Source organism: Microbacterium halophytorum (assembly GCF_002970975.1).
Taxonomy (GTDB): Bacteria; Actinomycetota; Actinomycetes; order Actinomycetales; family Microbacteriaceae; genus Microbacterium; species Microbacterium halophytorum.
This window is the reverse complement of record NZ_PNFA01000005.1, coordinates 60,856-72,832: the sequence shown is the minus strand read 5'-3', so window position 1 is coordinate 72,832 and position 11,977 is coordinate 60,856. Positions and strand designations below refer to the sequence as shown.

The following is an 11,977-nucleotide window of genomic DNA, read 5'->3' as shown; positions in this document are numbered from 1 at the left end:
AATCGTCTGGTGACTACTGAGCGCCTCTACTCCGGAATGCAGCCGTCGGCCGACTCCCTCCAGGCCGGCAACTACATCGGGGCGCTCCTGCCGTGGCGCCGCATGCAGGCGGAGTACGACGCGTTCTTCAGCGTCGTCGACCTGCATGCCATCACGGTTCCGCAGGATCCGGCCGAGCTGCGCGAGAAGACGCGCCGCACCGCCGCGCAGTACATCGCCGCGGGCATCGAGCCGTCGAAGTCGACCCTCTACGTGCAGTCGCATGTGAAGGCGCACACCGAGCTGGCCTGGATCCTCTCGACGATCACGGGCTTCGGCGAGGCCGGCCGGATGACGCAGTTCAAGGACAAGTCGCAGCGGTTTGGCGAGAGCGCGACGAGCGTCGGCCTGTTCACCTACCCCGTGCTGATGGCGGCCGACATCCTGCTCTACCAGACCGACGTCGTGCCGGTCGGCGACGACCAGAAGCAGCACGTCGAGCTGACGCGCGACCTCGCGGAGCGCTTCAACGCGCGCTTCGGTAAGACCTTCGTCGTGCCGAAGCCCGTCATCGCCGCCGAGGCAGCCCGCATCTACGACCTGCAGAACCCGACGTCGAAGATGTCGAAGTCGGCCGAGTCGCATGCGGGCGTGCTGTGGCTGCTCGACGACGTCAGCGTCACGGCGAAGAAGATCATGCGGGCCGTGACCGACAGCGACGGCGTCGTCCGGTACGACCGCGAGGCGAAGCCGGGAGTCGCCAACCTGATGACGATCTACGGTGCGCTGACGGGCTCGACGCACGCCGCGATCGAGGACGAATTCGCCGGTCGTGGCTACGGCGACTTCAAGAAGGCGGTGCGCGACGCGGTCGTCGCCGAGTTCGAGCCCGTGCGCGCCAAGGCGCTCGAGCTGCTCGACGACCCCGCCGAGCTCGACCGCGTCCTCGCCGTCAACGCCGGCAAGGCGGAAGAGGTCGCCGAGCGCACGTTGACCGACGTGCGCGACCGGATCGGCCTGCTCCGCCGTGGCTGAGCGCGGGCTCCCATGGGCGACCCCGTCCCCCTGCACACGACCCGCTTCCTGCTGACGGCGCCACGGGCATCCGACGCAGAACCGATCTACCTGGCGTGCCAGGACGAGGCGATCCAGCACTTCACGACCGTGCCCTCGCCGTACACGCGCGAGGACGCGGAGAAGTTCATCGAGCTCACCGCCGGCTGGTGGCGTGACGGCACCAGCATGACCTGGGTGGTCCGCCCGCTCGACGCGCCAGAAGGCGTGATCGGCGTCATCGGGCTCGACAGCATCGCCGACGGTGCGGCCGAGCTCGGGTTCTGGGCGGCACCGGGTGCCCGCGGAACGGGGGCGATCGCCGAGGCCGCGGCCGCCGTGCTCGATTTCGCGTTCGGGCCGATGCGGCTCGAGCGGGTGCAGTGGCAGGCGGCCGTCGGCAACTCGGCCTCGGCGCGCGTCGCACAGAAGCTCGGCTTCCGCTTCGAGGGCGTGCGGCGGCTCGGGCTCGGCGGTATCGGCGCCGGCAGCGGGCGAGGCCGCGCGGACGGCTGGGTCGCCGGGCTGCTGGCGACCGACGAACGAGCGGCGGTCGACTGGGGCTCGGCGGATGCGCCCGCGTTCGCGACTGCGGGCTAGTCTGGGTGCTTTGCCACGAGCTTCGAGGAGCCCCATGCGCCGCACCATCGGCACGCTGTTCGCCGCCAGCCTCCTGACGATCGGCCTCGTCGCGTGTGCGTCGTCGCCGGAAGATCCGGAAGCGCCGGTCACCGAGAAGGATGCGTCTGCGACGGAGCAGGGGGCCGAAACGGATGAGCAGGGCACCGAAGGGGCTGGCTCCGCGGCGCCGACCGAGAACGCCGACGAGCTCTGCGCGTCGGGCGAGGCACGGGGCGGCGATGTGTGTGTCGTGACGAACGCGAGCGTCGACGGCGACCTGGCGTTCGAGGGATACGACTTCGTGAAGCTCATTGACACCCGCATGACCGGAAGCGTCGCGGCCGGAGGGCTTCGGGAGCTCGTCGTCACGGGGTCGAGCGTCGACGGCGACCTCACGGTCACGCGCACCCAGGGCGTCGTGGTGAAGATGACCGAGGTCGGCGGCTCGCTCGCGATCTCGGAGGCGGAGCACGCCACCCTCGTCCGCAACGAGATCGGTGGCGACCTGACGTGCGACGGCGTCCGCGCCGACGGCGATGGCAACGAGGTCGCGGGCGACAACACCTGCTCGGTGCGCTGATTTCCGCTGGCAGTCGCGGGCGGGTTCTCACGCATCGCGTACCCTGCCGATGATGGCCGATCACTACCAGCGCCTGCTCGACTGGCTGGCGCGGCGCGAGGATGTGCTCGTCGTGGATGCCGCCGGCGAGCGCATCCGGATGCGCCCGAGCGTGGAGACGTACGAGGGGCCGGACGGCGACGTCGACGCTCCGGCCGAGTTCGATGTGCAGATCCCTCGAGCGGCGTTCGAGGCCGCGTACCCACACCTGTGCGCCGGAGCACGTGACGTCGGGCTCGTGCTGGGCGACGCTGTCGAGGCGGGGGTCTTCTCCCTCTTCGATGTCCACCTGGACGAGAGCGTGAACTCGCTCACTTCACCGGGGCCGCACGGCTTCCGCTATGTCGGTGGCGGGTTCGTGCCCTGCTGAGCTCCTGGAACGCGTGAGATCACGGGCCCAGTGATGGCTGGGGCGGCTGAGTTCTGAGCGCTGATCGTGCGGTGGCATCAGGTCGGTGCGGAACCGAGATCCGTGAGGCGCGATGAACGCTCCCCGCGCGAGCCCCATTCGCTCGCTGGTATCGCGCGAGCGCGATGCTGTCGGTGGCGGAGGCTTCGACGGGGGCAGCGGGGAACGCGGCGTCATCGAGTTCGGTGGTGATCCGATCGCTGATGGTGTCGGCTGCGGCCTCGAATGCGCGTTCCCGGTTGTGTCCGTCGGCGTGCCGCTGACCGCGTGGGGCGGAGAGGCCGTGGGCATAGTCGCTTGCCTCGGTCGCTTGCGCCGGCTGGCCTCGCGCTACGCCGGCGCAAGCGAGAAGTCAACGGGCACCGTTGGCGAGAGTGCGCCGTTCGGCGCGGTCGCCGGGTCGAGGTACGCGCCCAGGATGCGTTCGATCGCGGAGGCTTCGGCGGGCGCGGCGGGGAGGCTCGCGTCGTCGAGCTCGGCGGTGGTCCATTCGCCGATCGCGTTGCCTGCGGCTTCGATCTGGCGCTCGGTGATGTGCTGGGCGATGAGGCGCTCGCGGGCGTCGGCGGCGCGGGCGCGCTCGTCGGCCTGTGCGGCGCGGTCTGCGCGGCGGGCGCGGGCGGCGTCGAGGCGCCGGGTCATCGCTGGCGCGAACCGGGAGCGCGCGGCGGCGACGCTTCTGCGCGAGGAAGCGTCCGTTCCCGTGGCGCGTGCGGCGGAGGCGGGTGCCGTCGCCCCCTCCGTGTGCGGTGCGGTCGCAGCCGTCTCGGCGGTGCGTGCGGCGGTCGCGGGTGCGGTGGTCTCGGCGGTGCGTGCGGTGGTTTCGGGCGCGCTCGTCCCCTCCGTGCGCGCCGCGGCCGAGGACGCACTCGTCCCTGCGGCGTGTGCGGCGAGTGGAGACGCACTCGTCCCCGAGCTCGCGGCCGTGGTCGGTGGTTCGAAGGGTGCGGGGCTGTCGTCGGTGAGGAGTTCGCGGAAGTAGACGCGGCTCTCGGGCCCGGTCGGGTAGGTGCGGCCGGTGGGGCTGGTCCGTTCCAGCTGCCCGCCACCGAGGGCGCGGACTCTCCACCCCGAGGTGTGTTTCATGAGGTGGTGCCGCTCGCACAGTGCCTCGAGGTTCCCGGTCTCGGTGGTGCCACCGAGGGCGTAGTCGTGGACGTGGTCGATGTCGCAGGCGCGTGCGGGCACAGTGCACCCCATCAGCCGGCAGGTGCCGTCTCGCGCGACGATCATGCGCCGTTGGGCGTTGGAGGGCCGGTACCGGTCGACGGCGAGGAGTTCGCCGGTCTCGGTGGCGGCGAACAGGCGATCCCACCCGGTCGCGTGCCCCGCGGCGGCGAGGGCGTCGTCGGTGGCGATGATCGTGCCGCGCGCGTCGAGGACGATGCCTTCGGAGGGGTTGATGATCGTGCGGGCGGGGATGACGACCTGCACGTGTGCGGTCACGCCCGACAGCAGTCCCGCCAGGGCGGTAGCGCCGAACTCGTGCCCCGCAGACGGGCTCCCGGTGAGGGCGAGGTCCGCGGCCAGGTCGGCGCGGAGCTGGTCGAAGGTGCGAGTGTCGCTGGCGCGCAGGCCGAGATCCTCGCCGGAACCGGCGAAGATCCGGTCCGAAGCCGAAGCCGAAGCCGAAGCCGAAGCCGAAGCCGAAGCCGAAGCCGAAGCCGAAGCCGAAGCCGAAGCCGAAGCCGAAGCCGAAGCCGAGTGGCGAGTCGTTCCGCTCGTCGAGGTCCACACGCCAGCGCCCATCGCGCCGGCACCCACGTGCGCGCCAGAGCTGCGGTCCGCGGTGTCTCCGTCCACCGTCGCGTGGGCGGCTTCGGCGAGCATCGCCGGGGTCGCCTCGTCGAGGAGGTGCTCCCACCCCTCGGACGGGCGAGGGAGGCCAGCCGTGATCCAGGCGCGGCGGGCCGCGCGACGCTCGTCATCGACGCGGCGGGCCATGCGGGTGAGGCGATCGTGGATGCCGTGGGCGTGCAGCGTCGGAACCCGCACCGCCAGCTCGCTCATCCCGTCGTCTAGGTCGGTCAGGAACACGCCCCGCCCGGCACGGGCGGCCTCGTGCCGCTCCGCCGGCGTCACGGCAGAAACCCGCGCGGCCTGCAGCTTCACGACCTTCGCGAACTGCCCCGGCGTCCGGGCCTCCGCGAACGGCACCGCCGAGGCGTCCAGTGACGCCCGCGCACCCTCATCGAGCGTGAGCCCGGCGTCGGTGACGGCCTTCGCGTGCTTGGCGGTGATCCGCCCCTCCGACAGCGCCGCATGCGTGACCGGGAAGCTCGTCACGAGCCGCTCGGCCGACTCCAGCTCCGCCCGTGCCGACCCCGGATGCACCCGCGTCGCCGCGGCGACCTCCGCCGCCATCGCCCGCCGCGCATACTCCGGCCCATGCGACGACCCCATCGCCTCACCCTGCGCCTGAGCGATCTCCGCCAGCCGCGCCACACACGACGCGACCTCCCCATCCATCCGGGCCTGCGCCTCCCGCAGTCGCACGACCTCCGCCACCAGGCGACGCGTCTCGGCCAGCTCTACCGGACCGGGGTCCTTGAGCTTGTCTTCGATCGTCACCTTCGACATGCCCTCATTCTATCGAACAGAAGAACGAAAGTCTAGAGTAAGTCAGGGCAACTTCCTGGTTTATAAGTTCGATCAGGTTCGCCGGATGCGGGACTCGCACCATCGCATCATTCCGAGCGATCGGCTCCCGGACGTGTGCGCGTGCGCGTCGTTTCGGCGGAGGCGTCGCGTCGGGCCGCCGCGGTCGCGCCCGCCGCCGTGGTGCGTCGCTGAATCCGGCAGCTCCTGCGCCGGCCGGTGCGCGACGTCGCGCGGCGTGTTCGCGGGGCGCGCTGGCCCCGGGGAAGGGTCGGTCGCGTGGTCAGTACGACCCCCGCCGCTCCCGCTCGGCGGCCGGGACGAACTCGGCCGCGAGTGCCTCGGAGCCGCGGGCCGCGATCGATACGTCCGCCCCGACGAGAAGGAACGACGCGCCCTGCTCGGCGTAGGCGTAGGCGTGGGCCGCGGCCGGGTCGAAGGCGTTGACGCCGACGGGCTTTCCGGCGCCGCGCACGGCGCCGAAGGTGCGCGCGACGGCCGCGCGGACGTCCGGATGCGTCTGCTGGCCGATCAGGCCCATCGCGGCCGACAGGTCGCTGGGGCCCACGAAGACGCCGTCGACGCCGTCGACCGCCGCGATCTCTGCGGCGTTCTCCACGCCCGCCGGCGTCTCGACCTGCACGATCACGCTGACGTGCTCGGCGGCGTCCGCGAGGTATCCGTCGACGCGGTTCCAGCGGCCGGAGCGGGCGAGCGCGTTGCCGACGCCGCGGTGCCCCCTCGGCGGGTACGACGCGTGGCGCACGGCCTGTTCGGCCTCCTCGGCGGTCGATACCATCGGCACCATGATCGTCCGCGCACCGAGGTCGAGCACCTGCTTGACCCAGACGGCGTCGTTCGCCGGCACGCGCACGACCGTCGCGACGTCGTAGGCGGCGGCGACCTGCAGCTGGACCTGCACGGACTCGAGCGAGCTCGGCCCGTGCTCCATGTCGATCATGAGCCAGTCGAGGCCGGATCCGGCCATGATCTCGGCCATGACGGGGGAGCCGGAGCAGACCCAGCCTCCGAAGACCGGGCGATCGGCGCCGGCGAGCATCTGGCGCAGCGTGGGGCTCAGGCGAAGCGGCATGTGATGGTTCCCAACGTTCCGTAGTCGGCGAGCACGGTGTCACCAGGATGCACCCACATCGGGCGCGTGAAGCTGCCGGCGAGCACGAACTCGCCGGCCTCGAGCCGGTCGTCGTGCTGCGCCAGCTTGTTCGCGAGCCAGGCGACGCCGTTCGCGGGGTGGTTCAGCACAGCGGCGGCGACGCCCGACTCCTCGATCTGCTCGTTGCGGTACAGCAGCGCGGATGCCCAGCGCAGGTCGAGGTCGGAAGGCGCCGTCGGGTTCCCGCCGTACACGACGCCGCCGAGGGCCGCGTTGTCGCAGATCGTGTCGACGATCGTGCGCCCCTCCAGCTCGATGCGGCTCGACAGGATCTCGAGCGCGGGCACGACGAACTCGGTCGCCCGCAGCACGTCGAACACGGTGGCTTCCGGGCCCTCGATCGCCTCGCCGAGCACGAAGGCGAGCTCGACCTCGATGCGCACGCCCGTGTACTGGGCATGGTCGATCACGGCGCCGGTCTCGTAGACCTGGTCGGCGAAGATCGCGCCGTAGTCGGGCTCGCTGATGCCTGTGGCCTGCTGCATCGCCCTGCTCGTGAGCCCGATCTTGCGCCCGAACGGCCGGCGCCCCGCCGCGATCGCGCGGCGGCGCCACTCGTTCTGCACGGCGTACGAATCGTCGATCGTCATTCCCGGATGCCGGGGCGCGACCAGCGGCACCATCGTGCGGTCGCGCTCGGCCGCGGCGAGCTCGTCGGCGATCGCCGTGACCTGGTCGGCGGTGAGCGCGGTCACAGCTGGTGCCCCAGCTTGTACTCGCCCTGCTTCCACTCGGGCATCGCCTCCTCATCCTCGGGGCGGGTGTACGAGAAGCCGTCGGCGCCGATCGTGACGGCCATCTCGCTCGAGTCCGTGCGGGCGACGACGGGCTGCGGGTTGCCGTCGAGGTCGAGCACGAGCGACGCGTCGGTGTACCAGCTCGGCACGACGGGGTTGCCCCACCAGTCGCGGCGCTGGTTGTCGTGCACGTCCCATGTGATGACGGGGTTGTCGGGGTCGCCCGTGTAGTAGTCCTGCGTGTAGATCTCGACGCGGTGGCCGTCGGGGTCGCGCAGGTACAGGTAGAACGCGTTCGAGACGCCGTGGCGGCCGGGGCCGCGCTCGATCGCGTCGGAGCGCCTCAGGGCGCCGAGCTTGTCGCAGATCGCGAGGATGTTGTGCTTCTCGTGCGTCGCGAAGGCGACGTGGTGCATCCGGGGCCCGTCGCCGCCCGTCGCCGCGGTGTCGTGCACCGTCGGCTTGCGGCGCATCCACGCGGCGTAGACGGTGCCGGCGTCATCCTGGATGTCCTCCGTCACCCGGAACCCCAGGTCCTGGTAGTGGCGCACGGCGCGCGGGACATCCGGGGTCACCTGGTTGAAGTGGTCGAGCCGCACGAGCTCGCCCGGTGTGTGCAGGTCGTAGCGCCACGAGAGTCGTTCGACGTGGGTCGTGTCGCAGAAGAACTCGTACGGGAACCCGAGCGGGTCCTCCACGCGCACCGAGTCGCCGATGCCCTTCGTGAAGCCGCCGGGGCGGCGCTCGACGCGGCAGCCGAGCTCCGAGTAGAAGGCGACGGCGCGGTCGAGGTCCTCAGGCCCCCGCACCCGGTATGAGAACGCGGCGACGGCGGCGACGGGGCCGCGGCGCAGCACGAGATTGTGGTGGATGAACTCCTCCGTCGAGCGCAGGTAGACCGCCTCCTCGTCCTCCTCCGTGACGTAGAGCCCGAGCACATCGACGTAGAACTCGCGGCTGGCGGCGAGATCGGTGACGACGAGCTCCATGTAGGCGCAGCGCAGGATGTCGGGCGGTGCCGAGGTCGGCGTGGCGACGGGGTTTTCGCTCGAGATCGGCGCCTCCTGCGAGACGAAGAAGCCGGATGAGGTCTTGATGCGTTCCGTGGTCATGTCGCGTCCTTGCGTCGTGGGGGAGTCGGGTCAGCCGCGGCCGAAGCTCGGGTTGTGGACCTCGCCGAGCGTGATGTGCACGGCCTGCTGGTCGGTGTAGAAGTCGATCGAGCGGTAGCCCCCCTCGTGCCCGAGGCCCGAGGCCTTGACCCCGCCGAACGGGGTGCGCAGGTCGCGCACATTGTTCGAGTTCAGCCAGACCATGCCGGCCTCGATCGCCTGCGAGAAGTTGTGCGCGCGCTTGAGGTCGTTCGTCCACACGTAGGCGGCGAGCCCGTAGCGGGTGTTGTTGGCGAGCGCGAGCGCTTCCTCTTCGGTGTCGAACGGCGTGATCGCGACGACGGGGCCGAAGATCTCCTCCTGGAAGATGCGGGCCTCCGGCGCCACATCGGCGAACACCGTCGGAGCCACGAAGTTGCCGGTCTCGAACCCGTCGGGGCGGCCGCCGCCCGCGACGAGGCGGCCCTCGCCCTTGCCGATCTCGACGTAGCCCATCACCTTGTCGTAGTGCTCCGGATGCACGAGCGCGCCGACCTCGGTGGCCGGGTCGCTCGGCAGGCCCACCTTCACGCGCTTCGCCTGCGCCGCGTATCGCTCGACGAACTCGTCGTACACGTCGCGCTGCACGAGGATGCGGCTGCCGGCCGTGCAGCGCTCGCCGTTGAGCGAGAAGACGCCGAAGATGCAGGCATCGATCGCGGCGTCGAGCTCGGCGTCGGCGAACACGATCGCAGGCGACTTGCCGCCGAGCTCCATCGACAGGCCCTTCAGGTGCGGGGCCGCGTTCGCGAAGATCAGCTGGCCGGTCGTCGACTCGCCCGTGAACGAGATCAGCGGCACATCCGGGTGCTTCACGAGCGCATCGCCCGCCTCCTCGCCGAGGCCGTTGACGAGATTGAACACGCCCTCCGGCAGGCCCGCCTCCTCGAAGATGCCGGCCCAGAGCTGCGCGGAGAGCGGCGTGAACTCGGCGGGCTTGAGCACGACGGTGTTGCCGGTCGCGATCGCGGGGCCGAGCTTCCAGCTCTCGAGCATGAAGGGCGTGTTCCACGGCGTGATGAGGCCGGCGACGCCGATCGGCTTGCGGTTGACGTAGTTGACCTGGCGGCCCGGCACCTTGAAGGTGTCGTCGGACTGCGCCACGATCAGGTCGGCGAAGAAGCGGAAGTTCTCGGCGGCGCGGCGGGCCTGGCCCTTCGCCTGCGTGATCGGCAGGCCCGAGTCGAAGGATTCCATCTCGGCGAGCTGCTGGTCGCGCGATTCGACGATGTCGGCGATCCGGTGCAGCACGCGGGAGCGATCGCGCGGGAGCATCTTCGGCCACGGGCCCTCCGTGAACGCCTTGCGCGCGGCGGCGACGGCGGCGTCGATGTCGGCCTTCTTGCCGGCGGCGGCGGTGATGTAGGTCTCGTTGGTGACGGGGTCGAGCACATCGAAGGCGTCGCCGTCGACCGAGTCGACGAAGGCACCGCCGATGTAGTGGCGGATGCGCTCGGGCAGGTTCGCGGGGCGGGCGGTCATCGGGTGCTCCTCGTCGTCGGGGAAGTGGCGGGGTGTCGGTTCTCGAGGTACGCGTTCATGGTGCGCCAGCGGTGCTGGCGGGCGGCGTTCTCTATCTCGGCCGGGGGCGCGCACTCGCGCACCAGCCGCAGGATCTCGGTGTGCTCCTCGACCGACTCGGATGCGCGGGTCGGGACGAAGGCGAAGGTCGAGTCGCGGAGGTTGTTCAGCCGCCGCCAGCCGCGCTCGACGAGGTCGAGGATGTGCGGGTTGGGGCAGGCCTCGAACAGCGTCGTGTGGAAGCGCTCGTTCAGCACCGTGAACTGGTGCGGGTCGAAGCGCTCCAGCAGCCCGTGCATCCGGCGGTTCAGGCGCTCGGCCTCGTCAAGGGCGTCCGGCGCGATGTGGGCGGCCGCGAGGGCCATGGCCGCGCCCTCGAGCACGCCGAGGGTCTGCATCGCGTAGACGTACTCGTTCGGGTCGGCGAGGGCGACGCGGGCACCGACGTTGCGCTCGTAGGTGACCACGCCCTCGGCCTCAAGGCGCCGGATGGCCTCGCGCACCGGAACGACGCTCATGTCGAGCTCGCGGGCGATGTCGCCGAGCACGAGACGGTAGCCGGGGCCGAACTCGCGGCTCGCGATGCGCTCGCCGAGCCACGCGTAGGCGCGCTCCGACTTGCTCGCGGCGATCGTCTCGGTCATCGCTCCGCCTCCCGCTCGAACTTCTCGCGCCAGGAGGCGTTCATCGGGAACAGGCCGTCGACCGGGGCGCCCCGTTTCACCTGCTCGGCGATCCACTCGTCCTCCGCCTCCTTCGCGAGGGCGGCGTTGACGGCCTCCTCGGCGAGGCCGCGCGGCACGACGATGACGCCGTCGTCGTCGCCGACGATGACGTCGCCCGGCTGCACGGCGGCGCCGCCGCAGGCGATCGTGACGTCGTGCTCCCACGGCACGTGCCTGCGGCCGAGCACGGCCGGATGCCCGCCCTGCGCGAAGACCGGAAGGCCGAAGCCGGCGACGATCGCGGAGTCGCGCACGCCGCCGTCGGTGACGATGCCGGCGGCGCCTCTGGCCTGCGCGCGCAGCGCGAGGATGTCGCCGAGCGTGCCGGTCTCGCGCTCGCCGCGGGCCTCGATCACGATGACCTCGCCCTCGCGCACCGAGTCGAAGCAGCGCTTCTGCGCGTTGTACCCGCCGCCGTGGCTCGCGAAGAGGTCTTCGCGCAGCGGCACGAAGCGCAGCGTTCTGGCGGCGCCGACGAGCTTGGTTCCGGGGGTCAGCGGCCGCACGCCGTCGATGAAGCACGACCGGATGCCTCGCTGCCGCAGCTGCTGCGACAGGCCGGCGACGGGGCAGGCCTCGAGCTTCGCGCGCAGTTCGGGGTCGATCGCGGGGGCGTCGACGAGGCCGGCGGCCTCGCGCGAGCCCCACGCCTCCTCGCGCTGGGCGTCGTCCATCGAGGGCAGTGAGCCGAGCTCTGGATCGAAGGAGCCCGAGGCCTCGACGATGTGCGAGACGAGGCGGCCGGTCGTGAGCCCTGCAGCGGGCGCGTCGACCTCGACCTCGATCGTGTCGCCGGGGAGCGCGACCGAGGAACCGGCGGGCGTGCCCGTGACGATCACGTCGCCGGGTTCGAGCGTGACGTGCTGCGAGAGATCGGCGACGAGCTGGGCGAAGGGGAAGATCATCCGGTCGTCCGACGTCGTGTCGTCCTGCGCGAGCGCGCCGTTGCGCCAGGTGCGCACGCGGAGCGCATCCGGAGACACCTTCCGCGCGTCGATGAGGCCTGGGCCCATCGGTGTGTAGCCGTCGCGGCCCTTGTTGCGCAGGTTCGAGCCCTTGTCAGCCGTGCGCAGGTCGTAGAGGCCGAAGTCGTTCGCCGCGGTGACCCAGCCGACGTGCGACCACGCGTCGTCGCGTGTCACACGCGACGCGGTCGTGCCGATCACGAGGGCGACCTCGCCCTCGAAGGCGAGCAGTTCGGTGCCCGCCGGGCGGGCGACCTCGGTGCCGGATGCCGCCAGCGAGCTGGCCGGCTTCAGGAAGTAGGAGGGGTGCTTCGGGCGGCGCCCTCGTTGGGCGGCGCGGGACTCATAGCTCAGGTGCACGGCGATGATCTTGCCCGGCTCTGCGGGGAGCGCCCCCGTGCGGTTGTCGGTGCCCATGGCGTCGT

11 protein-coding genes are annotated in these 11,977 nt (G+C 71.3%); 4 read left to right on the top strand and 7 right to left on the bottom strand.

The window, feature by feature from the left end:
- The first annotated feature begins 6 nt into the window (after window positions 1-6).
- From trpS to C0010_RS05875, 4 genes are read left to right on the top strand one after another with little or no spacing between them, the layout of a single operon-like run.
- Window positions 7-1,014 (top strand): tryptophan--tRNA ligase, encoded by a 1,008-nt coding sequence (gene trpS / locus C0010_RS05890; protein WP_408631072.1) that lies wholly within the window; start codon window positions 7-9, stop codon window positions 1,012-1,014.
- 12 nt (window positions 1,015-1,026) lie between these two features.
- Window positions 1,027-1,632 carry a GNAT family N-acetyltransferase gene (locus C0010_RS05885; protein WP_105566144.1) on the top strand — a complete coding sequence of 202 codons (606 nt, stop codon included), beginning with the start codon at window positions 1,027-1,029 and terminating at the stop codon, window positions 1,630-1,632.
- A gap of 34 nt (window positions 1,633-1,666) precedes the next feature.
- Window positions 1,667-2,233 (top strand): hypothetical protein, encoded by a 567-nt coding sequence (locus C0010_RS05880; protein WP_105566143.1) that lies wholly within the window; start codon window positions 1,667-1,669, stop codon window positions 2,231-2,233.
- Between the two features lie 52 nt (window positions 2,234-2,285).
- Complete coding sequence (locus C0010_RS05875; protein ID WP_105566142.1) at window positions 2,286-2,642, top strand: hypothetical protein; 357 nt, start codon at window positions 2,286-2,288, stop codon at window positions 2,640-2,642.
- Between the two features lie 369 nt (window positions 2,643-3,011).
- Here the strand turns inward: C0010_RS05875 and C0010_RS05870 are convergent, their stop codons facing one another.
- The 7 genes from C0010_RS05870 to C0010_RS05840 all read right to left on the bottom strand — a co-directional run bounded on the left by C0010_RS05870 (window position 3,012) and on the right by C0010_RS05840 (window position 11,969).
- On the bottom strand, window positions 3,012-5,261 hold the full coding sequence (locus C0010_RS05870) for an HNH endonuclease signature motif containing protein (protein WP_105566141.1): 2,250 nt from the start codon (window positions 5,259-5,261) through the stop codon (window positions 3,012-3,014).
- Window positions 5,262-5,562: 301 nt separating this feature from the next.
- On the bottom strand, window positions 5,563-6,372 hold the full coding sequence (locus C0010_RS05865) for an HpcH/HpaI aldolase family protein (protein WP_105566140.1): 810 nt from the start codon (window positions 6,370-6,372) through the stop codon (window positions 5,563-5,565).
- Window positions 6,357-7,076, bottom strand: a complete 720-nt coding sequence (locus C0010_RS05860) for a fumarylacetoacetate hydrolase family protein (RefSeq protein ID WP_158685357.1) — start codon at window positions 7,074-7,076, stop codon at window positions 6,357-6,359. Before C0010_RS05860 ends, C0010_RS05865 begins: the two co-directional genes overlap by 16 nt.
- Window positions 7,077-7,144: 68 nt before the next feature.
- Window positions 7,145-8,302: a 3,4-dihydroxyphenylacetate 2,3-dioxygenase gene (gene hpaD / locus C0010_RS05855; RefSeq protein WP_105566138.1), complete on the bottom strand. Its 1,158-nt coding sequence runs from the start codon at window positions 8,300-8,302 to the stop codon at window positions 7,145-7,147.
- Between the two features lie 30 nt (window positions 8,303-8,332).
- Window positions 8,333-9,823: a 5-carboxymethyl-2-hydroxymuconate semialdehyde dehydrogenase gene (gene hpaE, locus C0010_RS05850; protein WP_105566137.1), complete on the bottom strand. Its 1,491-nt coding sequence runs from the start codon at window positions 9,821-9,823 to the stop codon at window positions 8,333-8,335.
- A complete protein-coding gene (locus tag C0010_RS05845) occupies window positions 9,820-10,506 on the bottom strand; it encodes a GntR family transcriptional regulator (RefSeq protein ID WP_105566136.1) in 687 nt (228 codons plus the stop codon). Before C0010_RS05845 ends, hpaE begins: the two co-directional genes overlap by 4 nt.
- Window positions 10,503-11,969 (bottom strand): fumarylacetoacetate hydrolase family protein, encoded by a 1,467-nt coding sequence (locus C0010_RS05840; protein WP_105566135.1) that lies wholly within the window; start codon window positions 11,967-11,969, stop codon window positions 10,503-10,505. Before C0010_RS05840 ends, C0010_RS05845 begins: the two co-directional genes overlap by 4 nt.
- Window positions 11,970-11,977 lie beyond the last annotated feature (8 nt).